The following is a 25625-nucleotide window of genomic DNA, read 5'->3' as shown; positions in this document are numbered from 1 at the left end:
AGATGGCCATGCCGCTCCGTCAGACCGTCCGCGTCGCGTCGTACCTCTTCGAACAGAAAATGGTCCGGCGACGCGAAAAGTTCCCGCTGATCGTCGAACTCGAACCGCTCTTCGCCTGCAACCTCAAATGTGAGGGCTGCGGCAAGATCCAGCACCCCGCGGGGGTGCTCAAGCAGCGCATGCCGGTCGCCCAGGCGGTCGGCGCGGTGCTGGAGTCGGGTGCGCCGATGGTCTCCATCGCGGGCGGCGAGCCGCTCATGCACCCCCAGATCGACGAGATCGTGCGCCAGCTGGTCGCCCGCAAGAAATTCGTATTCCTCTGCACCAACGCCCTGCTCATGCGCAAGAAGATGGACAAGTTCACACCTTCTCCTTACTTTGCTTTTACCGTCCACATCGACGGTATGCGCGAGCGGCACGACGAGTCGGTGGCGAAGGAGGGCACCTTCGACGAGGCGGTGGCCGCGATCAAGGAGGCCAAGCGGCGCGGCTTCCGGGTCACCACCAACTCCACCTTCTTCAACACCGACACCCCGCAGACGATCATCGAGGTGCTCAACTACCTCAACGACGACCTGCAGGTCGACGAAATGATGCTGTCGCCCGCATACGCGTACGAGAAGGCACCCGACCAGGAGCACTTCCTCGGCGTGGAGCAGACCCGCGAGCTGTTCCGCAAGGCGTTCGGCGACGGCAACCGCAAGAAGTGGCGGCTGAACCACAGCCCGCTCTTCCTGGACTTCCTGGAGGGCAAGGCGGACTTCCCCTGCACCGCCTGGGCGATCCCGAACTACTCGCTCTTCGGCTGGCAGCGCCCCTGCTACCTGATGAGCGACGGGTACGTGCCGACGTATCAGAAGCTCCTGGACGAGACGGACTGGGACAAGTACGGCCGCGGCCGGGACGAGCGGTGCGACAACTGCATGGCCCACTGCGGCTACGAGCCCACGGCCGTGCTGGCCACCATGGGCTCGCTGAAGGAGTCCATCCGCGCCGCCCGGGAGACCGTCGCCTCCAACCGCGCGAAGTGACCGCCAGGTAACAGCAGTGACGAGCCACCGGCCCGGCCCCCGCGCCCGCCGGTGGCTCGTGTCCGCACTGCCACCGGCCGGTCAGCGGCCGACGATCCACCGCAATCCCGGCAGGAACGAGGTCCACACATGTCGATGCTGGAGCACATCAAAGGCCCGCGCGACCTGAAGGCACTGCCCGACGGCCGGCTCGACGAACTCGCCGCCGACATCCGCCACTTCCTCGTCGACGCGGTCGCCAGGACCGGCGGCCACCTCGGCCCCAACCTCGGCGTGGTGGAGCTGACGATCGCGCTGCACCGCGTCTTCGACTCACCCGCCGACCGCATCCTGTGGGACACCGGCCACCAGGCGTACGTGCACAAGCTGCTCACCGGCCGGCAGGACTTCTCCAAGCTCCGCAGCAAGGGCGGCCTGTCCGGCTACCCCTCGCGCGCGGAGTCCGAGCACGACGTGATCGAGAACAGCCACGCCTCCACCGTGCTCGGCTGGGCCGACGGCCTGGCCAAGGCGAACGAGGTCCGCGGCAGCGACGACCGGGTGGTCGCCGTCATCGGCGACGGCGCGCTGACCGGCGGCATGGCCTGGGAGGCGCTGAACAACATCGCCGCCGCCCGGGACCGCCCGCTGATCATCGTCGTCAACGACAACGAGCGCTCCTACGCTCCCACCATCGGCGGGCTCGCCAACCACCTGTCCACGCTGCGCACCACCGACGGCTACGAGCGCTTCCTCGGCTGGGGCAAGCAGCTCCTCCAGCAGACCCCGGTGATCGGCCAGCCGCTCTACGAGTCGCTGCACGGCGCGAAGAAGGGCTTCAAGGACGCCTTCGCGCCCCAGGGCCTCTTCGAGGACCTGGGGCTGAAGTACCTCGGGCCGATCGACGGCCACGACATCGAGGCGGTGGAGTCCGCGCTGCGCCGCGCCCGCCGCTTCCACGGCCCGGTCCTGGTGCACTGCCTCACCGAGAAGGGCCGCGGCTACGCCGCCGCCGAGCAGGACGAGGCCGACCACTTCCACGCCGTGGGCGCCATCGACCCGGCCACCGGCCGGCCGCTGGCGCCCGCCCAGGGGCCGTCGTGGACCTCGGTGTTCGGCGAGGAACTGGTGGCCATCGGCGCCGAGCGGCCCGACGTGGTCGCCATCACCGCCGCCATGCTCCAGCCGGTCGGGCTGGCGAAGTTCGCCGCCGCCTTCCCGCACCGCGTCTTCGACGTCGGCATCGCCGAGCAGCACGCCGCGACCTCCGCGGCGGGCCTGGCCACCGGCGGGCTGCACCCGGTCGTCGCGGTCTACGCGACCTTCCTCAACCGGGCCTTCGACCAGGTGCTGATGGACGTCGCCCTGCACCGGTGCGGCGTGACCTTCGTGCTGGACCGGGCCGGGGTGACCGGCACCGACGGCGCCTCCCACAACGGCATGTGGGACATGTCGATCCTCCAGGTGGTGCCGGGCCTGCGGATCGCCGCGCCGCGCGACGCCGACCAGCTGCGCGCGCAGCTGCGCGAGGCGGTCGAGGTCGACGACGCCCCGACGGTGGTGCGCTTCCCCAAGGAGACCGCGGGCCCCGCGGTGCCGGCGCTGGAGCGGGTGGGCGGCGTGGACGTCCTGCACCGCCCCGCCGACGGCCTGGCGCCCGACGTGCTGCTGGTGTCGATCGGCGCGTTCGCCGAAACGTGCCTGTCGGCCGCGGAGCTGCTGGCCGGCCGCGGCATCGGCGTCACCGTGGCCGACCCGCGCTGGGTCAAGCCGGTCGACCCGGCGCTGACGGAACTGGCCGCCGCGCACCGCATGGTGGCCGTCGTGGAGGACAACGGCCGGGTCGGCGGCGTCGGCTCCGCGATCGCGCAGGCGCTGCGCGACGCGTCGGTGGACGTACCGCTGCGCGACCTCGGCATCCCGCCGCAGTTCCTCGCGCACGCCAAGCGCGGCGAGGTGCTGGCCGACCTCGGGCTGACCCCGGCGGAGATCGCCGGGTCGGTGGGCGGGTCCTTCCTGCGGCTGGCCGCGCGCACCGCCACGGCCGCCGCGGGGGAGGTCCCGGGCCAGGCCGACCCCGCCGACCCCTGCGGCCGCACCGGTTCCGCCGACCCGGCCGGAGCCAAGGGCGCCGGACCGGCGCATACTTCCGGTGGCAGCACCCCACGCACGCGAGGAGCAGGTGAACGATGACATCGTCCGACCCGACGCCCGAGCCCGGCAGCCCCGCCCCAGGGGCGCAGCCAAAAGGGTTCGACCTCGGCACCCTCCTCGCCGAGCGGGGCGGTGAACGGTACGACCTGCACAGCAAGCACCTGAACCACCAGCTGCCGCGGATGCTGCACACCATCGGCTTCGACAAGTACTACGAGCGGGCCGAGGGCGCGCACTTCTGGGACGCCGACGGCAACGACTACCTGGACATGCTCGCCGGGTTCGGCGTGATGGGCGTCGGCCGCCACCACCCGGTGGTCCGCAAGGCGCTGCACGACGTACTGGACGCGGGGCTGCCGGACCTGACCCGGTTCGACTGCCAGCCGCTGCCCGGGCTGCTCGCCGAGAAGCTGCTGTCCTACACCCCGCACCTGGACCGGGTGTTCTTCGGCAACAGCGGCACCGAGGCGGTGGAGACCGCGCTGAAGTTCGCCCGCTACGCCACCGGCAAGCCCCGGGTGCTGTACTGCAAGCACTCCTTCCACGGCCTGACCACCGGCTCGCTGTCGGTCAACGGCGAGGAGGGCTTCCAGGACGGCTTCGCGCCGCTGCTGCCCGACACCGAGATCGAGGTCGGCGACCTGGACGCGCTGGCCCGCGAGCTCAAGCGCGGCGACGTGGCGGCGATGATCGTGGAGCCCATCCAGGGCCACGGCGTGCACATCCCGCCGGCCGGCTACCTGCGCTCGGCCCAGTCGCTGCTGCGCGCCCACAAGGCGCTGCTGATCTGCGACGAGGTGCAGACCGGCATCGGCCGCACCGGCACCTTCTACGCCTACCAGCAGGAGGAGGGCGTCGAGCCGGACCTGCTGACCGTCGCCAAGACGCTGTCGGGCGGCTATGTGCCGGTGGGCGCCACGCTGGGCCGGGACTGGATCTTCAAGAAGGTCTACTCCTCGATGGACCGGGTGCTGGTGCACTCGGCGAGCTACGGCTCCAACGCGCAGGCGATGGTCGCGGGCCTGGCCACCTTGGCGGTGATGGAGGACGAGCAGCTCGTCGAGAACTCCCGGCGGATGGGCGAGTTGCTGCGCACCCGGCTGGCCGCGCTCGTCGACGAGTACGAGCTGCTCGCGGACGTCCGCGGCCGCGGCCTGATGGTCGCGGTGGAGTTCGGCAAGCCCAGGTCGCTGAAGCTGCGCGGCCGCTGGACGATGCTGCAGGCCGCCCGCAAGGGCCTGTTCGCGCAGATGGTGGTGGTGCCGCTGCTCCAGAAGCACCGCATCCTCACCCAGGTCTCCGGGGACCACATCGAGGTGATCAAGCTGATCCCGCCGCTGGTGGTCGACGAGGCCGACGTCGACCGCTTCGTCACGGCGTTCACCGACGTGATGGACGACGCGCACGGCGGGGGCGGCCTGATGTGGGACTTCAGCCGGACCCTGATCAAGCAGGCGGTCGCCAACCGCTAGGAACCCGCCCCCGTGGCGCCGGCACCGGCGCCACGGGCGGTACGGCCGGGCTTCAGCGGGTGAGCAGGTGCTCCTGGAGCCGGGCCCGGGCCGCGGGCGCCAGCCCCAGGCCCTGTTCGAGGTAGCGGTCCACCGTCCCCCAGCGCTCCTCGATCGTGTCGAACGCCGCCCGCAGGTACTCGATCCGCGCCTCGAAGAGCGGGTCCAGCAGCGCGCTGACGGCGGGGTCGATCGCGGCGCCGGTGCTGCCGTCGCCGCGCACCACCTTGTAGCGGCGGTGCCGGGCGTTGCTCTCCAGGTAGTCCGCCTCGATCGCGGACCGCTCCACGTCGAGGGCGAGCAGGATGATCGCCATGGAGGTGCCGGCCCGGTCCTTCCCGGCGGCGCAGTGCAGCAGCGCCGGCACAGCGGCGGACTCCGCGTCCGCGGTCAGCAGGGCGAGCATCCGGCTGTGCTCCGCGGTGCGGTCCAGGACCAGGCTGCGGTAGGAGGCGGCCATGCGCGCCGCGCCCCGCCCGCCGCCGAGCGCGGCGTCCAGCGCGGCCAGGTCGCCGTTGCGCACGGTGTGCCAGAAGCCGGCGTGCTGGGCGGGGTCGCTGAGCGGGAGGTTGACGTTGCGGGTGCCGGGCAGGGCGACGTCCGGGCCCTCCAGCGCGATGTCGTCGGCGTTGCGGAAGTCGAAGACCGTGTGCAGCCGCAGCGAGGCGAGGAAGTCCGTGTCCCGCGCGTCGGCGTGGGCGAGGTGGCCGCTGCGGAAGAGCACGCCCGGGCGCACCCGCCGCCCGTCGGCGGTGGGCAGGCCGCCCACGTCGCGGAAGTTGCGGACCCCGGTCAGCCGGGGCTCCGGGCCGGTCGTGGCGGGCTGCCGTACTTCCTGCGTCACCCGGTGCTCCCTCGTGTCGCCGTCACCGCGCGCGTGCTCGCCGCACCGCGCGCCCACCGCCGACGATACGGCAGCGCGGGCAAAGGCGTACCGACCGGTACGGGTCCGGCCGTATTCCGCCGGGCGGCCGCGATCCGCGCGCGCACCGGGTGGGATGAATCACGTGCCGTCAAGCCGTCCTTACGGTCGCGTAGGTCACAGGCGGCGGAGGACAATGCTCCGACGTGGCTGACAATACGCGGACAACAGACGACTACGGAGAGACCGACGCGGACCGGCCGGAGCCGCACCCGCCGACGAGCGTACGGGGCCGCGTGCTCGCGCCCGCCGCGGCCGGGTTCGCCTCCTACGCGGCGGTGGGGGACAGCTTCACCGAGGGGGTCGGCGACCCCGGGCCCGGCGAGGCGTTCGTCGGCTGGGCCGACCGGCTGGCGGGGCTGCTGGCCGAGCGCCGCGCGGCCGAGGCGCCGCCCGGCGACTTCCGCTACGCCAACCTCGCGGTGCGCGGCCGCCTGCTGGACCGGATCATCGAGGAGCAGGTGCCCCGGGCGGTGACGCTCGCGCCCGACCTGGTCACCTTCTGTGCCGGCGGCAACGACATCCTGCGCCCGGGCAGCGACCCCGACGCGCTCGCCGAGCGCTTCGAGGGCGCGGTGGCGGACCTGCGCGCGGTGGTCGGCACCGTGCTGGTCTGCACCGGCTTCGACACCCGCGGAGTGCCGGTGCTGGGCCTGCTGCGCGGCAAGATCGCGACGTACAACGCGCACATCCGGGCGGTCGCGGACCGCTACGGCTGCCCGGTGGTGGACCTGTGGTCGCTGCGGGCGGTGCACGACCGGCGGGCCTGGAGCGAGGACCGGCTGCACCTGTCGTCCGCCGGGCACGCCCGGGTGGCGCTGCGGGCGGCCCAGGTGCTCGGCCTGGAGCCGGCCGCCGACCCGGACCTGCCGTGGCCCCCGGAGCCGCTGCGGGCGCCGGCGCAGGTCCGCAAGGACAACATCCAGTGGGCCCGGGAGTACCTGGTGCCCTGGATCGGCCGGCGGCTGCGCGGGGAGTCCTCCGGCGACCACGTGCTGCCCAAGCGCCCGGAGCTGCTGCCTCTGGCGCCCGGCCGGCTGGAGTCCTGCCGCTGACGGCCCGCGCCCGGCAGCGCCCGCTGCGCGCCGGCCGCGCCGCTATGTCAACGGGGCGCGTGGTGTACGGCCAGTTCGGCCCACACCACGCGCCCCGCTCCGTCCGCCGCGGGGTCGGAGCCCCAGGCCGCCGCCAGCGCGCTGACCAGCAGCAGCCCGCGCCCGCCCTCCTCGTCGTCGGTCGCCGTACACGGCACCGGGCTCGCGTCGGCGCACCCCTGGTCGGTCACTTCGAGCCGTACGTACGGGCCGATGTCGCGCAGCGCGCACATGATGTGCTTGCTGTCGGTGTGCCGGACCGCGTTGGTGAACAGCTCGGTGACCACCAGGCCCGCGTCGTCCCTCAGCTCGGCGTCGGCGCCCCACTCGCTGAGCCTGGCCCGTATCCGCGCGCGGGCGTCCGCCACGGACGCGCCCATCGCGGGCAACCGGAAGACGTCCTGGCGCGCACAGGCGCGGACGTCCGCCCGGTGTCCGGGCTTGAGGGCGTGAGTAGAAAGGACCACCCCGTAACTATGAGCCCGCCACTGGACACATGGCAAGGTCCGAACTGTAAATTACAGAATCGACAGTGCATGCTGTTCCTGGCGCTGACGTCATGACACACTGCATGTCAGTCAAGGGAGTTGGAGGTTGAGGCACGTGATGGACCCCAGGCCGGGCGGCGCGCCGACGGTCCTGCGCATGGTGCTCGGCAAGCGGCTCCAGGACCTCCGCGAGAAGGCCGGCCTCAGCTTCGAGCAGGCCGGACGCGCCCTTGATGTGACGCACGCCACAATTCGGCGGATGGAAAAGGCCGAAGTCGGGCTGAAGATCCCCTATGTCGAGAAGCTGCTCACCACCTACGGCGTCACCACTCCGGACGAGATCGGCGGCTTCCTCGCGCTGTGCCGTGAGGCCAACCGGCCCGGCTGGTGGCACAACTTCCGCGACGTGCTGCCCGAGTGGTTCAGCGCCTTCGTCAGCCTCGAGGGCGAGGCGTCGGTCATCCGCGCCTACGAACCGCACTACGTCCCCGGACTGCTCCAGGTTTCCAGCTACGCCCAGGCCGTGCTGCGCGCCGGGCTGCCCAACGCCACATCCGAGGAGATCGACCGGCTGGTCACGCTGCGGGTCGAGCGGCAGGCGCTGCTCACCCGCGACGGTGCGCCGCTGCTGTGGGTCGTGATGGACGAGACGGTGCTGCGCCGGCCGATCGGCGGCCCGGACGTGATGCGCGAGCAGCTCGGCGCGCTGATCGACGCCGCCGACCTGCCGAACGTGCGGCTCCAGGTGATCCCGTTCGCGGCCGGGCCGCATCCGGCCATGTACGGGCCGTTCCATATCTTCCGGTTCCAGCTCAAGGAGATCCCGGACATCGCCTACACCGAGAGTCTGGTGGGCGGCGCCTACTTCGACGACCGGGACGACGTGTCCACCTTCCTCGAAGCTCTGGACCGGATGTGCGCGCAGGCAGCGCCGGCACAGAGCACCAAAGCCATCCTCGATGGCATGCGCAAGGAGATCTGAACCATGGATCGCGTCAGCAACGACAGCATCTACAACGGAATGCCCGCCACCGAGCTGGGCAACGACGGCTGGCGAAAGCCGTGGAGCGGCGGCAACGGCGGCTCCTGCGTGGAGGCCAAGCGCCTGGGCGACGGCCGGGTGGCGCTGCGGCAGTCCACCGACCCCGAGGGCCCGGCGCTGATCTACACCAACCACGAGATCACCTCGTTCATCCAGGGCGCCAAGGCCGGCGACGCGGACTTCCTGCTCGGATGACCCGGACGACGCCGATGACCCGCACGACCGGGACGACCCGGATGACCAGCACCCCGCCGGCCCGCCGGCAGCGACACCCCGACCAGGCAGCGACGAAGCGGAGGACCGCGTGACCGACCAGGGCTTTCCCGTCGGGGAGATCGACACCAGCCGTCCGCACCCGGCCCGGATGTACGACTACTACCTCGGCGGCAAGGACAACTACGAGGTGGACCGGGAAGCCGCCGACCGCGTGGTGGACGCCGTCCCGGAGGTCGTGGTCGGGGCCCGGGCGAACCGGGAGTTCCTCCAGCGCGCGGTCCGCCACCTCGTGGAGCAGGGGGCGCGCCAGTTCATCGACATCGGCACCGGCATCCCCACCTCGCCGAACACCCACGAGATCGCCCACTCCATCGCGCCCGACGCCCGGATCGCCTACATCGACAACGACCCGATCGTCGCCACCCACGCCAGCACCCGCCTGCTCGGCACCGGCAACACCGGCTTCTTCCTGGCCGACATGCGCGACCCGCAGACGATCCTGAACCACCCCACGATCAGCGAGCTGATCGACTTCGAGCAGCCGGTCGTGCTGATGCTGGTGTCGGTCCTGCACTTCGTCACCGAGGACGAGGACCCCTACCGCACCGTCGCCACCCTGCGTGACGCGCTGCCCGCGGGCAGCCACCTGATCCTGTCCCACGCCACCGCCGACTTCAACGCCGGCAAGGCCGACGAGGTCACCACCGTCTACCGCAAGGCCACCGCGCTGCTCACCCCGCGCAGCCACGCCGACGTCACCCGGCTCTTCGACGGTTTCGACCTGCTCGACCCCGGCCTGGTCCAGGTCAACCACTGGCGCAACGAGGTGCCCGAGGACACGCCGCCGGTCGGCGTGTACGGCGCCATCGGCCGCAAGCGGTAGGCCCGCAAGGGGCTGGTGCCGCACCAGGACAGGGGCCCTGCCGGGGCGCCCGGACCGTGTCAGGGGAAGGACGCGTCCGAGGCAGCGACCCGACGGGGCCCCACACCTGTTCCCCGCACCTGTGCCCCGGGCTGCCGCGCCCGCCACCGCCCGGCCGCCTGCTCAGCGGCCGGTGTCGACCGAGACGGTCACGTCCTCCAGCGACGCCGCGAAGTCCGCGCCGAGCGCCCGCGACGGGGTCTGGAACCCCGGGGCCAGCTCCGGCAGCCGCTCCACGATCCGCAGCACCGCGTCACTCGTCAGCCGGTACGGGCTCGGCCCGGTCAGCGTCGCGGTCGCCTTGTTCCCCGCAGCGTCGGTGGCCTGCCCCCACACCTCGCTGCGGCCGCCGGCCAGCCGCCGCTCACCCGGCCCGCGCACCAGCTTCCCCACCGCCCCGGACACCGCGCCGCGCAGCGGCCCCAGCCGCACCGCACGGGAGGCGGCCACCACCGCCTGCGGCAGCGCGGTGTACGTGGTGACGTCCGGGATGCCGGTCGAGTGGTAGGCGGTGCTCACATCGCCCCACGGCACCGACACCACCGTCCGCGCACCCGACGGGAAGGCGGCCCGCACCTGCCGTGAGCCCAGCGGCACCGAGCGGATCTCGCCGCCGCTGCGGATACGGCCGCCGTCGGGCGCGCCGGCCACCATGGTCCGGGCGGTGCCCGGGCTCGGCCCGCCGGCGGTCAGGAACGCCAGGTCCAGCTGGGTCGCGTCCGGCAGCCGGGCCGCCAGCAGTGCTGCCACGCAGTCGGTCGGCACCACGTCGAAGCCCGCACCCGGCAGCAGCGTGATCCCCGCGGCCTGCGCCCGGGCGCCGAGCGCGTGCAGCGACTCGAACACGTCGATCTCGCCGGTGATGTCCAGGTACGGCGTCCGCGTCTCCACGCACGCGTGCGCCATCGGCAGCGCGGTGCGCGCGAACGGCCCCGCGCAGTGCGCCACCGCCGTCACGTCCTTCAGCCCGCGGCGGACCGCGGTCGGCTCGGTCAGGTCGAACACCCGGTGCTCCAGGCCGAGTTCCGCGGCGAACGGAAGGAGCTTGGCGGCGTTGCGACCGGCCAGCACGGGGCGCAGGCCCTGCGCGACGGCACGCCGGGCGATCAGGCGACCGGTGTACCCGGTGGCCCCGTACAACAGCCAGGTCATGAAGTGCGATCCTTCCGCGGCGGTGCAGCGAGAGCTGATCGGAACCGTACACGCGCCGTCTGTCGGGCGGCTATCTCGCTGACCGGCAGGTGGACGGCGGGTGGGCGCTGTTCGGACGGTGGGCGGCGTTCGGGATCGCGACGGCGGGCGCCGGAGGGGCTGTATAGGGTCGAGAAGTGACCACGAACCCGCTGCTCGAACCGAGCCCGCTGCCGTACGGCCTGCCCCCCTTCGCCGCGCTGACGGACGACCACTACCTGCCGGCCTTCGAGCGGGGCATCGCCGAGCACACCGCCGAGGTCCGGCGCATCGCCACCGACCCCGAGCCCCCCACCTTCGCCAACACCGTGGAGGCGCTGGAGCGTTCGGGCCGGCTGCTGGCGCGGGTGCGGGCGGCGTACGACAACCAGACGGCCGCCCACGTCACCGACGGCCTGCTCGCCATCGAGGCCCGGGTCAGCGCGATGACCGCCGCCCATGCCGACGAGATCCACCTCGACCCCGCGCTCTACGCGCGGATCGACGCACTGTACGAGGCGCGCGCGGACCTCGGCCTCGACCCGGAGTCGCTGCGGCTGCTGGAGCGCTACCGCACCGACTTCGTGCGCGCCGGGGCGCGGTTGTCGCCGGCGGACCGGGAGCGGCTGCGCGAGCTGAACGCGCGGATCGCCGCCGCCACCACCGAGTTCGGACAGAACGTGCTGGCCGCGGGGAAGGACGGCGCGCTGGTGCTGGACGACCCCGCGCAGCTGTCCGGGCTGTCGGCCGACGCGGTCGCGGCCGCCGCGGCCAACGCCCGTGAGCTGGGCCGCGAGGGCGGCTGGGTGCTGAGCCTGCGCAACTTCACCAACCAGCTCGAACTGGCGCTGCTGGACGACCGCGACGTACGGCGCCGCCTGCTCGCCGCCGCCATGGACCGCGCCCAGGACACCAACGGCCCGCTCGCGGTCACCCTCGCCACGCTGCGCGCCGAGCGCGCCGCGCTGCTCGGCTATCCCAGCCATGCCGCGTACACCGCCGCCGACACCACCGCCGGCAGCACCGGGGCCGTCACCGACCTGCTGGCGCGGCTGGTGCCGCCCGCCGTGGCCAACGCCCGCCAGGAGGCCGAGGCGCTCGCGCAGGCCGCGGGCGGGCCGATCGAGGCGTGGGACTGGGCGTACTGGTCGGAGAAGGTCCGCAAGGAGCGGCACGACATCGACCAGAACGCGCTGCGCCCCTACCTCGAACTGGAGGCGGTGCTGCGCGACGGCGTCTTCCACGCGGCGCACGAGGTGTACGGCATCACCGTCACCGAGCGGCCCGACCTGGTCGGCTACCACCCGGACGTGCGGGTCTTCGAGGTCTTCGACGCCGACGGCAGCGGCCTGGGGCTGTTCCTGATCGACCTGTTCGCCCGGCCCACCAAGCGCGGCGGGGCCTGGATGAACGCGCTGGTCGAGCAGTGCGGGCTGCTCGGTCAGCGGCCGGTGATCGTCAACAACCACAACATCGCCAAGCCCGCGCCCGGCGAGCCCGCGCTGCTGACGTTCAGCCAGGTCGACACGCTCTTCCACGAGTTCGGGCACGCGCTGCACGGCCTCTTCTCCGACGTGCGCTACCCGTACTTCTCCGGCACCGCTGTGCCGCGCGACTTCGTCGAATACCCCTCTCAGGTCAACGAGATGTGGGCGACCTGGCCGGAGGTGCTGGCGCGGTACGCCCGCCACCACGAGACGGGAGAGCCGATGCCCGCGGGCATGGTCGACCGGATGCTGGCGGCCGCCCGGTTCGGCGAGGGCTTCGCGACCGTGGAGTACCTCGCGGCGGCGCTGCTGGACTGGGCGTGGCACTCGCTGCCGGCCGGCCAGGACCCGGGCGACCCGCTGGAGTTCGAGGCGCGGGCGCTGGCCGCGGCCGGGGTGGACCTGCCCGCGGTGCCGCCGCGCTACCGCACCACGTACTTCACGCACATCTTCGGCGGCGGCTACAGCGCGGGGTACTACTCGTACATCTGGAGCGAGGTGCTGGACGCCGACACCGTCGACTGGTTCGAGACGAACGGCGGGATGCGGCGGGCCAACGGCGAGGTGTTCCGGCGGGAGCTGCTGGCGAAGGGCGGCAGCAAGGACCCGATGGCGGCGTTCGCCGCGGTGCGCGGCCGCGCCCCCCACGTCGAGCCCCTCCTCGCGCGCCGCGGCCTGAACTGACCCCGGCACGCAGGGGGAGGCCCGGGCCGTGCTTCTGCGGTGAACTGACGCACGAGGCCGGTCCTACGCTCCGCGGGGCACTGCGCCGCCGGCGCACGGGCCGCGGACCACTACGTGCCGCCGCACATGCTCGGCGACCAGGCGCTGACGTTGCCCGCCACGGCGGCGGCCGCGCGGACGAAGGCGGCCAGGGCCGGGGAGGTGGCGTCCTCGGGCCAGGCGAGGACGAGCGTGGTGGGCTCGGCATCGTCCACGGGGACGGCGACCAGGTCGTGGCGGAGCTGGTCGCGGATGGAGGAGGGGAGGACGGCGACCATGCGGCGCAGGGCGATGAGGTGGAGGAGCTGCCCGAGGTCGTGGACCTCGGGACCGTGTGAGCCGCCCTCGGATGCGCCCGGCCAGCGCGGCAGGGGCTCCCCGGCGAGGTCGTCCAGGCTGACCCGGGTACGGCCCGCGAGGCGATGCGAGCGCGGTATCACGAGAAGTTGGGTCTCGGTCAGGAGGTCCTGGGTGTCCAGGCCGGTGAGGTCGGGGTGGGGGCGGTGCAGCAGGGCGGCGTCGGCACGACCCTCCCGCAGGAGGGTCTCACGCTCGCCGAAGCTGCACACCAGCTCGACCGGCAGCGCCCCCGGCTCAGCCTGGTAGGCGTCGAGGATCGCGGGCAGCAGGCCGCCGTCGCCGCCCGGCTTGATGGCCAGGACCAGACGCGGGTCGGCGCGGCCGGCCCGCCGGGTGCGGCGCGCCGCGGCCGACGCGGCGTCGAGCACCGTACGGCTCTCGCGGAGCAGGACGGCCCCCGCCTCGGTCAGCGCGACCCGGCGACCGACCCGTTCCAACAGGGCTACGCCCAGCCGCCGTTCGAGCTGGTGAATGGCGCGGGAGAGCGGCGGCTGGGTCATCCCCAGCCGGGCGGCCGCCCGACCGAAGTGCAGCTCTTCGGCGACAGCGGTGAAGTAGACGAGTTCGCGGACCTCCAGTCTTTCCATACCCGCACGGTATCGCTGCGTGCCTGGTCGGTGTTGGAACTCCCGGCCGCCCCCGTGGTGGGCTGGACACATGACAGAAACCACGACCGCCCTGGTCACCGGTGCCAACAAGGGCATCGGGCGCGAGGTCGCAGCCCGGCTCGCCTCGCTCGGCACGAACGTCCTGCTGGCCTCGCGCGACCCGCACCGCGGTGCGGCGGCCGCAGCCGCCCTGGGCCCGCGGGTGCACCCGGTCACCCTCGACGTCACCGACCGCGCCGGCGTCCTGTCCGCCGCCCGCTGGATCGAGGAGCGCTTCGGCCGGCTGGACATCCTGGTCAACAACGCCGGCATCTCCGGCGACTCCGCCGCCCAGCGCCCCGGCAGTGCCGAACTGTCCGCTGTACGCGAGGTGTTCGAGACCAACGTGTTCGGTGTGATCAGCGTGACCACCGCGATGCTGCCGCTGCTCGCCCGTTCCCCCGCCGCCCGGATCGTCAATGTCAGCAGCGGACTGGGCTCCCTCGCCCGGATGAGCGATCCCGAGGACTACTTCACCACCCGGCCCCCGTTGGCCGCGTACGTTCCGTCCAAGACCGCGCTCAACTCGCTGACCGTGCAGTATGCCAAGGAACTGCGCAGCCGCAACATCCTGGTCAACGCCGCCGATCCGGGGCCGTGCGCGACCGATTTCACCACCGCCTTCCCCGGCCTCACCCGCACCGCGGCCGACGGCGCGGCCGTGGTCGTCCGGCTCGCCACGCTGCCCGATGACGGGCCGACCGGCGGCTTCTTCGACGAGAACGGCCCGGTTCCCTGGTGAGCTGCCTGTCAGGGAACCGGGGGACGGGGCGGTGGGGGTCGGCCCGGACGGAGTGGGCGAGCCGGAGACCGCGCCGGCGGGGGCCACCGGCGGCGCGGCCCACCCTCATGCGCAGAGGGCGTTGAGCGCGGCGCCGCCCGTGTCGTTCTGGCCGTTCGTCGGGCCCATCATGTGGAACTCGTTGGCGGCGAGCACCACCTGCTTGGAGCCGTCGTCGCTGGCCAGCCAGATGCTGTGGTACCCAAGCACGTCGCCGTCGTGGTCCCAGGCCCACTGCCCGCAGGGCAACTGCTGGTGGTAGATGCCCAACCCGTACCCGGCGGTGCCGGTGCTGTCCGTCGGGACGGTCGTCTTGAGCTCGGCCTCCTGCGCGGGCGGCAGGAGGGTTCCGGTGAGCAGCGCCCGGTCGAACGTGGCCAGGTCGTCGAGGGTCGACACGATCGCCCCGGCCGCACCCGAAATCTGTACGTTCGAGGTCGTGACGTCCCTGAGGGCGAGTCCGGCGAACCACTCGTACCCGTGCAGGTAGGTGCCGTGCAGGGTCGGGTCGGTGGTCGGGAAGGTGGTGTGGGTCAGGCCGAGCGGTTCGATGATGCGGTGCTGGATCTCGGTGGCCGGGTCGTTGCCGGTGACGGCCTCGATCACCATGCCCGCCAGCACGTAGTTGGTGTTGGAGTAGCCCCACTTCTGGCCCGGCGCCGAGGTCGGCTTGTGCAGCGCCAGGGCGGCGTCCACCAGGGTCTGCGGCGGGTAGAGGCGGCTGGGATCGGCGTTCGTGTAGTCGGCGAGCTGGAGTCCCAGGTCGTCGATGTAGTCGGGCAGGCCGGAGGTCTGGTTGAGCAGTTCGCGGAGGGTGATCGTCGATCCGTCGTAGCCGTTGGCGTCGACGGCTCCGGGCAGCCACTTGGCGACGGTGTCGTCGAGGGAGAGCCGGTGCTCGCCCTCGAGTTGGAGCAGGACGGTGGCGGTGAATGCCTTGGTGTTGCTGCCGATCCGGAACTGGGCCGTGGGGTCGGCGGGTGCCCCCGTGCTGCGGTCACCCACTCCCGCGTGCACGTACTGGGTGCTGTCGCCGTGGCGGACCAGGCCGATCACGCCGGGGTATCCGTCGGTGACGCCCTGCTGGGCCCCGGCCTGGAGGAGGTCGTACGCGGTCGGCGCATCAGCGTTCGCCGAGCCGACGCCGGCCAGGGTGGCGAGCGCCAGGGTCGCGCCGACGGCGGTCAGACGTAAGAGTTTCATCGGGTTCCTTCATCCGTGTCCGGCCGTGGCAGCGCGACGCGTTGCCACGGCCCCGGGAGGCAGCCGACCGGTCGGCCGGCACCGCGATCCTGGCGTCCCGGCAGCCCGCCGTACCAGGTCACGGCACCGGCCAGATATGACCGGTCATGACGGCACGCGCCTCCCCGCCCCTGGCCAGCGCTCACCCGTCCGCCGGTGCGGCAATTCGGAGTTGCCCGGCGTCCGCCTGGTCCGCGAAGGCGTCGGCAGGTACGTCTGTCAGCATCTGACGGGTGGGCGGCAGATCATGGTGTGCGTACCGGCGAAGCCCAGTCACGTCGGATCAGGTCCATTCGGCCCGGAACGGTCGGCCCTGGATCGCGCGGCGCTTTTCACGGTCGGGGCGGGACTGGGCCCTGCTGGACGAGCACATCGGGACGAGCCGTTCAGCGGTGGCGGGCTACGGTGCGTCGGGGGTCAGGACTCGGTGACCTTGTCCTTCTGTGCCGGGGTCGGCAGGGGCCAGGGGCTCCAGCCGGTGTCGGGGGTGACCGCGACCTCGCGCCACCACGGGTAGGCGGCGGGCGGGTCGGCCGGCTCGAAGGGCTGGCCGACCAGCGGGGTCACCGCCCGCACCCCGGAGTGGTGCGCCGCTTCGAGGGTGCCCTCGCCGGGCTCGGACCAGGGGTGCAGGGCGAGGTTGAAGGTGCCCCAGTGGATCGGCAGCAGCACGCCGCCCGCGGCGTCGCCGCACAGGTCGAGGTGGCTGCGCACGCCCTCCGCCGGAGTCATGTGGATGTCCGGCCAGTACTCGCTGTAGGCGCCGATCTGGATCATCGTGGCGTCGAACGGGCCGTGCAGTCGGCCGATGTCGGCGAAGCCGGGGAAGTAGCCGGTGTCGCCGCTGTGGTAGATGCGGTGGACGCCGTCGGTGGCGACCCACGACGCCCACAGGGTCTGCTGCCGGCCGCGCAGGCCGCGCCCGCAGAAGTGCCGCGCGGGCGTGGCGGTCAGGGTCACCCCGGCCACCTCGGTCGACTCGTGCCAGTCCAGCTCGCGCAGCCGGTCCGCGGGCACCCCCCAGTGCTCCAGGTGCGCCCCGACGCCCAGCGGTACGACGAACACCGCGCCGCCGCGGACGAGTGCGACGATCGTCGGCATGTCCAGGTGGTCGTAGTGGTCGTGGGAGATCACCACGGCGTCGATGCCGGTCAGGTGCTCCAGCGGGACCGGCGCCGGGTGCAGCCGCTTCGGCCCGGCGAACGCGAACGGAGAGCACCGCTCGCCCCACACCGGGTCGAACAGCACCCGGCGCCCGCCGATCTCCGCGAGCACCGAGGAGTGGCCCATCCACGTCAGCCGCAGCCCCGACGCCGGCCGCTTCGCCAGGTCGGCGAGCGTCGTCGGGTACAGCGGCACCGGCCGGGCCGGCTTCCGCGCCTGCCGCGCGTCCTTCCGCAGGGTCTCGGGCAGCGCCTTGACCATGCTCCCGCTGGGCGTCGAACTGGCCGGCACCGGATTGACGAAGGCCCCGTCGGCGTAGTTCGGTGAGGCGAGCATGCGTTCCAGCCGCGCACCCACGGGGTCGGCCCCGAACGGTGCGGGCCGCAGCTTCACGAGTCGGGACGGCTGTCGGCGGACACCGCTCACGGCTCCTCCTGGCGATCGTCGAACGGCGGAGTAACCGCCTCCCCTATTATGCGTGGCCTTACCCCGAACCTTTCCCCCGAACCCGACCCGCTGTCGATCACCCGAAGGCGACGACCAGTTGGTCCCGCACCGGGACGTACCCCAGCCGCCGGTAGACGTGGTTGCTCACCGGGTTGGCCAGGTCGGTGAAGAGCAGCACGTCCTCCGCCCCGGCGTCCAGCGCCGCCTGCGACACCGCGGCCGTCACCGCGCCCGCGTAGCCGCGGCCGCGCAGCGCGGGCGGGGTGTAGACGGCCACCACCCGGATCGCGCCGTCCTCGGGCGAGGTGCTGCCCGCCATGGCCGCCGGCTCGCCGTCCACCTCCCACAGGGTGCGGCCGCCGCGGCGCAGGGCGTCCGGCACGCCGCGCGCCATGTCGTCCGCGGGTGCGCCGATGTCGCGGGCGAACTCCGTGTGCCAGCGCAGCAGCAGGTCGAGGTCCGCGGGCCCGGCGATCCGGGCCCGGCCGGGCGGCGCCGGGTCGCGCGGGGTCAGCGCGGCCAGCCGGTGCAGCCGCTCCTCGCGCACCACCCGGGGTACGGCGCCGGTCCGCTCCTGCCAGGCCGCGCCGAACGCCCGCACCGTCTCCGCCTCGCCCCGCGCGCCCTCCAGCGGGCCGTCCCAGGCGGCGGCCAGCTCCCGCGCGGCTTGCTCGGGGCCGCGCGCGAGCAGCGGCGGGTGCGGCGGGGTCTGGAGGAAGGCGGCCTCCACCGGGCCCTGTCCGCCTTCCCGCCACCAGCCGAACAGCGGCGGCCGCGGCCCGTAGGCGTCGGTGCCGCGGCGGGCCAGGGTGCCGCAGACGGTGCGCAGGACGGTGTGCTCCGCGGGCCGCCGCTCCAGGAAGCCGCCCGCCGTGGCGGTGAAGTGCGGCAGCGACGGTGTGATCGTCCATCCCATCGCCCCATCGTGTCCCGGCCGGCCGGGTCCGCGCACCGGGATTTCGCCGGGCCGCGGAGCCGCGGACGCCAGGCCTTACGGCGGGCCCTACGCCAGGCACCACGCCAGGCACCATGTCAGTCCCTACGCCGGGGGCGGGGGCTGCACGGCGTCGGCGAGGCGGGCGAGGGTGGCGGTCATCGCGGGGGCCCAGACGCGGCCGTCCTCCATGCCGGCGCGCTCGTCGGCGGGCACGCGGGAGCAATCGTAGGACTCGGTGACGAGGGTGGCGCCGGGGCCCGCGGGGGCGAGGGTGTAGGTCCAGCGGTGGCCCCAGCGGCTGTCCGGGACCTCCTGGTGCGGGTGACCGCGGCCGGGGGCGGGCTCCCAGGCGATACGGCGGTCCTGTTCGTACTCCACCACGTGGTTGTCCATTTCGTAGTGGCCGTGCTGCGCGAAGTACATGCGCATCGTGAAGACGTCGCCGACGCGGGAGACGGGGGTCTCGGTGACGGCGCCGCGCAGCATGCCGGAGCCGTCGAGGTCGGTGTGGCGGGTGGGGTCGGTCAGGACGCGGAAGACGGCGGCCGGCGGAGCGGGGACCACCAGGGAGACTTCCACGGGTTCGTAGCGGGACGCGTTGTCGGTCATGGGTGCGCACCTCCTGCCGCCGAGCGTAGGCGCGGCCACTGACAACGGCCGCGCCCACGCCGGGGGCTGAGGGCGGGTCAGGACGTGGCGCGGCCCAAATAGGTGAGCGGGCCCGGGTCCGGCACCGCGATCTCGTGGAAGCCGAGCCGGTCGTAGAAGGCGCGGGCGGCGGTGTTGGCGGTGAGCATGCCCAGGTGCACCGCCGGGACGCCCTGCGCGGCGAGCGCGGCCAGGTAGGCGGTCATCAGCTGCCGCCCGTACCCCGAGCGCTGCACGTGCGGCAGCAGGTCGATGTGCAGATGGGCCGGGTAGGCGGCGAGCGCGGGTACCACCATCCGCTCGGGCGTGTGCAGCAGCGCGGCCATCGCCTCGGCGGGCGTGCCGGGTCCGCCCCCCGCGGCAGCCCCGCCCGAAGCCGAGCCCGACGCCCCGCCCGCGGCCCCCTCCACCGGTGCGGGCCAGCGCGCCGCGACGCCCGGCAGCCACTCCGCCCGGAACCGCTCGACGAACCGCGCCGTGTCCCCGGTGCCGAGGACGTACCCGACCGCGCGCCCGTCGCCGTCGTCCACGACGAACGTCAGCGCGGGTTCGAGCACCGCGTACGGCGCCGCGAAGATCGCGCCGAGCAGGTCGCGGTCGGCCTCGGCGTACGACGCGGTGGCGTCCTGCCCGGCGTCGGCGGTGCGCAGGCACACGTCGTACAGCGCGGGCAGGTCCGCGGGGCGGTAGGGGCGGACGAAGGGGGCGGTCACGGTTGCTCCGGGGTGTCGGCGGCGCCGGCCGGGTCGCCGGCGCGCAGCGGGGTGAAGGTGAAGGAGAACGCGGACGGTACGGCGTCCAGCCGGAAGTCCGGCAGCACCTCCGGTCCGCAGGCGTGGCTGCCCACGCCCTGGAGCCCGTGGTCCAGGTGCAGCCACAGCACGTCGCCGCGCACCAGCTCGTAGGTGTGCTCGGCCGCCGCGAGCTGCTCGGTGGACCAGGGCCGGGCGGTGAACCAGAACGGCGGCGCACCGGCCACCCGCAGGCCCGAGCCGTCGGCGGCGCGCAGTTCGGCCCACCGCACGTCGGCGCGGGCGCCGTTCTCCTGCGGGCGCACGTAAGGCGTCTGGAGCGCGGCCACGGTCGAACGGTACCGGCCCAGCCGTGACGCGTCGCGGGTGTCGGGGTACGCCTCGCCGGGCCCGCCGCCGTACCACTCGACGGCGTCCAGTGCCGGGCTCAGGCCGAGCCGGACGCCGAGCCGGGGCAGCGGCAGCGTCCAGGGGCCCTCCGGGACGACCTCGACGTCCAGGGCGAGCGCTCCGCCGGCCGCGCGCCAGCGGTACACCGTGCGCAGCCCGAGGTCGGAGGCGGCCGGGGCGACGCGGGTGCTGACGGTCAACTCCGCCTCGCCCAGCGCCACTTCGTCGACGCGGTGCTGCATCCGGTCGAACCCGGCCGCGCGCCACATGTGTTCCAGCCGCCCGTCCGGGTGCCACTGCGTGCCCCGGTCGTTGTCGATCGGCGCGCGCCACACGTCCAGCCGCGGTCCGGCCGCCAGCGCGACGCCGTCCAGCCGGCGCAGGGTGCCGGCGGTGTCGAACAGGCCCGGGCCGAGCCGGATCAGGCCGTCGTCGGTCCGGTGCGGGCGGTGCGGTGCGGCGGCGGCCGCCGGGGCCTGCGGGGCCGGGGCGGGCGGGCTCGGCACCGCGAACTGCTGCCAGGCCACCTCGTGGCCGGCCGGCGCCCACGCGGTGTCCTCGGCGAGCACCGCGCGCACCGTCCAGCACGCCTCGGCGCCGAAGGGGCCGAAAGGGTCGAAGGGGTCGGCGGGGTCGCCCGGATTCACCAGGTCCGCCGGATTCACCGGGGCCGGCGCGTCCGGCAGCGCCACCTCCGCGCTCTGCCCGGGCGCCAGCGCGGGCACCGCGAGCGGCCCCTCGCCGGCGCACTCGCCCGCCACCTGGTACACCCACCGGAACGCCAGCCCCGAAAGGTCCGCGACGTCATGGCGGTTGGTGACCCGCACCACGCCCCGCGCCAGGTCCGCGGTGAAGGCGACCGGCTGCACCACCTTCTTGTACTCCAGCAGGCCGGGGGAGGGCGTCCGGTCCGGGAAGACCAGCCCGTCGCAGACGAAGTTGCCGTCGTGCAGCTCCTCGCCGAAGTCCCCGCCGTACGCGAAGTACTCCGTGCCGTCCGGGGTGCGGGCCCGCAGCCCCTGGTCGATCCACTCCCAGACGAAGCCGCCCTGGCAGCGCTCGTACGTCTCGAAGATCTGCTGGTACTCGGTCAGGCCCCCCGGGCCGTTGCCCATCGCGTGGGCGTACTCGCACAGGACGAACGGCATCGCCCGGCGGCGCCGGTCCAAGGCGGCGTCGGGCAGCGGCGGTTCGGCGCGGCGGCCGATCAGTTCGGTCTCGGCGTGGTCGGCGTACATCCGCGAGTAGACGTCCACGTCCGGGCAGGACCAGTCGCCCTCGTAGTGGATCGGGCGGGCCGGGTCGCGCTCCCTGATCCAGCCGGCCATCGCGGAAAGGCCACGGCCGGTGCCGCACTCGTTGCCCAGCGACCACATCACCACCGACGGGTGGTTCTTGTCGCGCTCGACCATCCGGGCCGCCCGGTCCAGCAGCGCGGGCGTCCACCGGTCGTCGTCGACCGGGTTGCCGCGCCAGCCGACCTCCTCGAAGCCGTGCGTCTCCAGGTCGCACTCGTCGACCACCCACACGCCCAGCTCGTCGCACAGGTCGAGGAAGGCCGGGTGCGGCGGGTAGTGGCTGGTGCGCACCGCGTTGACGTTGTGCCGCTTCATCAGCACCAGGTCGCGGCGCATCGTCTCCAGGTCCACCACGCGGCCGTGGTCCGGGTCGAACTCGTGGCGGTTGACACCGCGGAACAGCACCCGCCGGCCGTTGACCTCCAGCACGCCGTCCTCGACGCGGACGGTGCGGAAGCCGATCCGCAGCGGGATGCGCTCGCCCTCGGTGGCCAGTTCCGCGTCGTACAGCCGCGGCAGCTCCGCCGACCAGGGCTCCACCGGCACCACCGCGGTCTGCCCGGTCGCGATGTCCAGGCCGAGTTCGGGCACGGTCACGGTGCCCTGCGGCTCACAGTCCACCCGCAGCGAGCCGTTGCCGGTCAGGTGGTCGTACTCGCAGTGCACGAAGTAGTCCGCGACGGCGCCCTCGGGGCGCTCGATCAGCGTGACGTCGCGGAAGATGCCCGGCAGCCACCACATGTCCTGGTCCTCCAGGTAGCTGCCGGCCGACCACTGGTGCACCCGCACCGCCAGCACGTTGCCGCGCGGCCGCAGCACCTCGCCGACCTCGAACTCCACCGGCAGCCGGCTGCCCTTGAAGGTGCCCAGCTCCTGGCCGTTGAGCCAGACCCGGGCGCAGGAGTCCACCCCGTCGAAGCGCAGCACCGCCGCGCCGCCCGGCCAGTCGCCGGGCAGGTCGAAGGCGCGCAGGTGGTCGCCGGTGGGGTTGTCCGTCGGCACCCGCGGCGGGTCCACCGGGAAGGGGTAGCGGATGTTGGTGTACGCCGGCCGCCCGTACGCCCCGTCCTCGCCCTGGAGCGGCCAGTGCGAGGGCACCGGCAGCACGTCCCACCCGGAGGCGTCGAAGCCCGGCCGGGCGAAGGACTCGTCCGCGCCGTCGGCCGTGGGCAGCAGCCGGAACCGCCACGCGCCGCCCAGGTTCACCCGGCGGGCGTCCGACACCCCCGTCCACGCGCGCGGCGGCAGCGCCCCCGTCCCCGGCCCCGGGTCCTCGTAGTACGGAAGCGGCCCGGACGGCGCCTGGTGCATGCTGCTGCTCCTCATGATCCCCTCGAACGGACGTACCGACCTGCGACGTCGATTCTTCGTCAGGGCCGGCCGGCCGCGCCACCGGGGGTGGTCACCAGGGCTGCTGGGTGGCGAAGAAGCGGCGCCAGAAGTCGAGCCGGGCGGGGTCGGCGATGGGCACGGGGGCGAAGTGGGCGCCCAGTTCCATCACGGCCGGGGCGTGCGGACTGTAGGCGGGCCAGTGCGGCAGGCCCGGGCCGTTGGGGTCGCCGGTGGCGGCGAAGTTCGCCCAGTAGGCGGAGACGACGGCGGCGACGCGGTGGTCCTCCTCCGTCCAGGGGGCGCTGCCGGGGTCGAGGTTGTCGAAGACGAACTCGATCTCCGAGCTGTGCGAGGCGCGGCGCGGCTGCTGGCCCAGGGCGGGGGAGGGGTGGGTCCAGAAGTAGGTGTAGACCGGCCGGGTGGCCCGGGCGGTCCACTGGGTGCCCCACAGGTAGGTGGATATGCGGGAGTTGTCGTGGACGGCGGCGTTGCTCGCTCTGGCCGCCTCGTCGTCGGTGCCGGCCGGGTACAGCCGCAGGAACTCCTCGGCCATCGGCCCGAACTTCCGCCGGGCCGCGGTCGTGAAGGACTCCAGCGTCACGTGCACCGGCGGCGCGCCGGGTACGGCCACCGGGCGGGCCCGGTGCTCGGCGAACACCGACTCCGGGACCGCGCCGCTCTCGTGGAGGTTGTTGCCGGTGAGGTAGGCGACGTCGTTCTGGAGGCCGGCGGCGTACGTCTCGTCGTAGCCGTGCGGCAGCACCCAGCCGTCGACGACCGGGCGGAACATCGGCGGTTTGCCGGCGCCGCCGCTGTCCACCTGCTCGTCGAACGCGGGGCGGCCGTCGACGAGTTTCGGCCAGGGCAGGGCCCGCAGGTCGGCGAGCGAGCGGGCGCCGTGCTCGCGGGCGTAGGTCTCCCCGGACTTCTCGGCGTCGGCGAGCGTCCGGTAGGAGGTGGCCAGGTAGCGCAGTTCGGGGTCGCGGGCGTAGCGGGTGTGGCTCTGCGCGATGGCGCGGTGGAACAGCCCCTTGGCCAGCGGCGACATCGCCAGGAAGTTGACGGTCCCGGCGCCGGCGGACTGCCCGGCCACGGTGACCCGGCCCGGATCGCCGCCGAAGGCCGCGATGTTGTCGCGCACCCAGCGCAGCAGCGCGATGCTGTCCAGCAGCCCGTAGTTGCCCGACCCGCCGTGCTCGGACTCCGCGCTCAGCTCGGGCGTGGCGAGGAAGCCGAAGGCGCCCAGCCGGTAGTTGAAGGTCACCACGACCAGGCCGTGGCGGGCCAGGCCCTCCCCGTCGTAGCGGGGGTGCGCGCCGGTGCCGGCCCGGAAGCCGCCGCCGTAGACCCAGACCAGCACCGGCAGCGGCCCGCGCCGCGCCGCGTCGGAGGGCGTCCACACGTTGAGGTAGAGGCAGTCCTCGCTCATCGGCAGGTCGATGCCGGCCCGGGACGCGTCGCGCGGCGACTGCGGGCACATCGGCGCGAACGCACCGGCCTTGAGCACCTCCGGGTTGCGGGCCGGCGGCTCCGGCGGCCGCCAGCGCAGCGGCCCGACCGGTGGGGCGGCGTACGGGATGCCCCGGTAGACGGTGATCGAGCGGTCCCGGCCGGAGATGCCCTCGACCGGGCCGGACTCGGTCTCGACTGGTGCGCTCATGGGTCGCTTCTCTGCCTCTCCTGGGAAAGGGACGTGGGGGAGTCCGGCTGCGGAGAGCGGCGGACCGGGCCGCGCGGGTCTGCCCGCACCCCGCGACCGCCTCGAACTGCCGTGGCCGCGTCGCTACTTGAGCACGAGCGCATGCCGCGCGGTGGCCACGTGGTGGCGCATCGCGGCGGTGGCCGCCGCCGGGTTGCGGGTGACGATGGCGAGCAGGATCGCCTGGTGCTCCTCGTAGGACCCGGCCCTGGGGTGGTGCGCGGACAGGTTGCGGTACTGCCGCATCACCAGCGGGTAGAGCAGCGTGTCGTAGGCCCGGGCCAGCGTCTGCTGGTGCGCGGCGACCTTGACCTGCTGGTGGAAGCGCCGGTTGCCCTGGGAGTACGTCGCCTGGTCGTCGCGTGCGTGGGCGTCGGCCATCTCCTCCAGCGTGGCGCGCAGCCCGGCGATCTCCTCGTCGTCGGCCCGCTCGGCCGCGAAGCCGGCGAGCGCGGACTCCAGCATCTCGCGGGCCTCCAGGATGTCGCGGGCCTCCGCGGGGGTGAAGTTGCGGGTGCGCACCCCGCGGTTGACCTCGCTGGTGACGTAGCCCTCCTGCGTCAGGCGGGCCAGGACGGCGCGCATGGTGCTGCGCGAGACGTTGAACATCCGGGTCAGGTCGGCCTCGGTCAGCCGGGTGTCGGGTTCGATGCTGCCCGACAGCAGCAGGGTGCGAAGTTCCTCGTAAGCCTGGCTGGACCGGGTGGCGGACGTCCTGCTGTCGTCCGCGGCACCGCCGTTGCTGCTCTGTTCCACCGTGATCGCCTAGGGGTGTGAGAAGGAAGTCCACGCGCGAGGCCGCGCGGAGGCCAGGTTAGAGGCGAAGCGCGCCGTCGGCGAGAAGGTCCGGCCGGGCCCGGGTGGATTGTCCAACAACACGAAGGTAAGTGCAACACGGCTGGTGCGGGGCGCGGCGGTCGGCCGGCAGATCCCCCGCGGATCGCCTGCGGATCGCCTGCGAATCGGCGGCCCGATCGTCCGGTGGTCGTACGATCATGCTGTGGTGGTTGTCCGACAAGGTACGCGCGGGGGGAGTGCCGTCACCCGGCGCGCCCTACGGCAGATAGCGGTTGGTGAAGTTGTCGGAGGAGACGATCGCCTGCCCCGAGGCCAGCGCGTTCAGCGAGTTGATGAACGTCAGCGTGGTGATCCAGACCGACAGCTTCATCGCGTCGCTCACCGGCCAGGA

General features: G+C 73.4%; 21 protein-coding genes. 9 read left to right on the top strand and 12 right to left on the bottom strand.

The window, feature by feature from the left end; translation table 11 throughout:
* Positions 1 to 2: 2 nt before the first annotated feature.
* The 3 genes from hpnH (at position 3) to AC3ERT_RS35070 (ending at position 4636) form a co-directional block, all read left to right on the top strand.
* Positions 3 to 1031: an adenosyl-hopene transferase HpnH gene (gene hpnH, locus AC3ERT_RS35080; RefSeq protein WP_335984169.1), complete on the top strand. Its 1029-nt coding sequence runs from the start codon at positions 3 to 5 to the stop codon at positions 1029 to 1031.
* A 129-nt stretch (positions 1032 to 1160) separates the two neighbouring features.
* Positions 1161 to 3203, top strand: coding sequence for a 1-deoxy-D-xylulose-5-phosphate synthase (gene dxs / locus AC3ERT_RS35075; RefSeq protein WP_435179102.1), 2043 nt, complete (start codon positions 1161 to 1163; stop codon positions 3201 to 3203).
* Positions 3200 to 4636, top strand: coding sequence for an aspartate aminotransferase family protein (locus AC3ERT_RS35070; RefSeq protein ID WP_335984166.1), 1437 nt, complete (start codon positions 3200 to 3202; stop codon positions 4634 to 4636). The genes dxs and AC3ERT_RS35070 overlap by 4 nt, the downstream gene beginning before the upstream one ends.
* 52 nt (positions 4637 to 4688) lie before the next feature.
* On the opposite strand, the gene AC3ERT_RS35065 is transcribed toward AC3ERT_RS35070, so the two are convergent.
* Positions 4689 to 5519 (bottom strand): tyrosine-protein phosphatase, encoded by an 831-nt coding sequence (locus AC3ERT_RS35065; protein ID WP_435179100.1) that lies wholly within the window; start codon positions 5517 to 5519, stop codon positions 4689 to 4691.
* A 314-nt stretch (positions 5520 to 5833) separates the two neighbouring features.
* Here AC3ERT_RS35065 and AC3ERT_RS35060 point away from each other — a divergent pair, with 314 nt between their 5' ends.
* Positions 5834 to 6652: an SGNH/GDSL hydrolase family protein gene (locus AC3ERT_RS35060; protein ID WP_335984179.1), complete on the top strand. Its 819-nt coding sequence runs from the start codon at positions 5834 to 5836 to the stop codon at positions 6650 to 6652.
* A 47-nt stretch (positions 6653 to 6699) separates the two neighbouring features.
* Here AC3ERT_RS35060 and AC3ERT_RS35055 read toward each other — a convergent pair whose 3' ends face one another.
* A complete protein-coding gene (locus AC3ERT_RS35055) occupies positions 6700 to 7158 on the bottom strand; it encodes an ATP-binding protein (RefSeq protein ID WP_335984164.1) in 459 nt (152 codons plus the stop codon).
* Positions 7159 to 7336: 178 nt separating this feature from the next.
* Here AC3ERT_RS35055 and AC3ERT_RS35050 point away from each other — a divergent pair, with 178 nt between their 5' ends.
* The 3 genes from AC3ERT_RS35050 (at position 7337) to AC3ERT_RS35040 (ending at position 9320) form a co-directional block, all read left to right on the top strand.
* Entirely contained in the window at positions 7337 to 8161 is an 825-nt protein-coding gene (locus tag AC3ERT_RS35050; protein ID WP_335984177.1) for a helix-turn-helix domain-containing protein, read from the top strand.
* 3 nt (positions 8162 to 8164) lie between these two features.
* Positions 8165 to 8416, top strand: coding sequence for a DUF397 domain-containing protein (locus tag AC3ERT_RS35045; protein WP_335984163.1), 252 nt, complete (start codon positions 8165 to 8167; stop codon positions 8414 to 8416).
* Positions 8417 to 8525: 109 nt separating this feature from the next.
* Positions 8526 to 9320: an SAM-dependent methyltransferase gene (locus tag AC3ERT_RS35040; RefSeq protein ID WP_335984162.1), complete on the top strand. Its 795-nt coding sequence runs from the start codon at positions 8526 to 8528 to the stop codon at positions 9318 to 9320.
* A 162-nt stretch (positions 9321 to 9482) separates the two neighbouring features.
* Here the strand turns inward: AC3ERT_RS35040 and AC3ERT_RS35035 are convergent, their stop codons facing one another.
* Positions 9483 to 10511 carry a saccharopine dehydrogenase family protein gene (locus AC3ERT_RS35035; protein ID WP_435136298.1) on the bottom strand — a complete coding sequence of 343 codons (1029 nt, stop codon included), beginning with the start codon at positions 10509 to 10511 and terminating at the stop codon, positions 9483 to 9485.
* A 176-nt stretch (positions 10512 to 10687) separates the two neighbouring features.
* Between AC3ERT_RS35035 and AC3ERT_RS35030 the strand changes: the two genes are divergently transcribed.
* Complete coding sequence (locus tag AC3ERT_RS35030) at positions 10688 to 12700, top strand: M3 family metallopeptidase (RefSeq protein ID WP_435179098.1); 2013 nt, start codon at positions 10688 to 10690, stop codon at positions 12698 to 12700.
* A 110-nt stretch (positions 12701 to 12810) separates the two neighbouring features.
* Here AC3ERT_RS35030 and AC3ERT_RS35025 read toward each other — a convergent pair whose 3' ends face one another.
* Entirely contained in the window at positions 12811 to 13686 is an 876-nt protein-coding gene (locus AC3ERT_RS35025; RefSeq protein WP_435179096.1) for a LysR family transcriptional regulator, read from the bottom strand.
* A gap of 70 nt (positions 13687 to 13756) precedes the next feature.
* Between AC3ERT_RS35025 and AC3ERT_RS35020 the strand changes: the two genes are divergently transcribed.
* A complete protein-coding gene (locus tag AC3ERT_RS35020; RefSeq protein WP_435179094.1) occupies positions 13757 to 14488 on the top strand; it encodes an SDR family oxidoreductase in 732 nt (243 codons plus the stop codon).
* A 105-nt stretch (positions 14489 to 14593) separates the two neighbouring features.
* Here the strand turns inward: AC3ERT_RS35020 and AC3ERT_RS35015 are convergent, their stop codons facing one another.
* From AC3ERT_RS35015 to AC3ERT_RS34980, 8 genes are all read right to left on the bottom strand, one after another.
* Positions 14594 to 15730 (bottom strand): serine hydrolase domain-containing protein, encoded by a 1137-nt coding sequence (locus tag AC3ERT_RS35015; protein ID WP_435179092.1) that lies wholly within the window; start codon positions 15728 to 15730, stop codon positions 14594 to 14596.
* Positions 15731 to 16186: 456 nt separating this feature from the next.
* Positions 16187 to 17359 (bottom strand): MBL fold metallo-hydrolase, encoded by a 1173-nt coding sequence (locus tag AC3ERT_RS35010; RefSeq protein WP_335984156.1) that lies wholly within the window; start codon positions 17357 to 17359, stop codon positions 16187 to 16189.
* A 97-nt stretch (positions 17360 to 17456) separates the two neighbouring features.
* Positions 17457 to 18296, bottom strand: a complete 840-nt coding sequence (locus AC3ERT_RS35005) for a GNAT family N-acetyltransferase (RefSeq protein ID WP_435179089.1) — start codon at positions 18294 to 18296, stop codon at positions 17457 to 17459.
* 123 nt (positions 18297 to 18419) lie between these two features.
* Complete coding sequence (locus AC3ERT_RS35000; protein ID WP_435179087.1) at positions 18420 to 18926, bottom strand: SRPBCC family protein; 507 nt, start codon at positions 18924 to 18926, stop codon at positions 18420 to 18422.
* A gap of 77 nt (positions 18927 to 19003) precedes the next feature.
* Entirely contained in the window at positions 19004 to 19678 is a 675-nt protein-coding gene (locus AC3ERT_RS34995) for a GNAT family N-acetyltransferase (protein WP_435179085.1), read from the bottom strand.
* Positions 19675 to 22716, bottom strand: coding sequence for a glycoside hydrolase family 2 TIM barrel-domain containing protein (locus tag AC3ERT_RS34990; RefSeq protein WP_435179083.1), 3042 nt, complete (start codon positions 22714 to 22716; stop codon positions 19675 to 19677). The genes AC3ERT_RS34995 and AC3ERT_RS34990 overlap by 4 nt, the downstream gene beginning before the upstream one ends.
* Before the next feature lie 91 nt (positions 22717 to 22807).
* Positions 22808 to 24397: a carboxylesterase/lipase family protein gene (locus AC3ERT_RS34985; RefSeq protein WP_435179081.1), complete on the bottom strand. Its 1590-nt coding sequence runs from the start codon at positions 24395 to 24397 to the stop codon at positions 22808 to 22810.
* A 123-nt stretch (positions 24398 to 24520) separates the two neighbouring features.
* Entirely contained in the window at positions 24521 to 25192 is a 672-nt protein-coding gene (locus AC3ERT_RS34980; RefSeq protein WP_435136267.1) for a GntR family transcriptional regulator, read from the bottom strand.
* Positions 25193 to 25625: the final 433 nt, after the last annotated feature.

This window comes from Actinacidiphila sp. bgisy145, assembly GCF_057708125.1.
The sequence above is the reverse complement of the archived record's forward strand: the minus strand, read 5'-3'. Positions and strand labels throughout refer to the sequence as shown.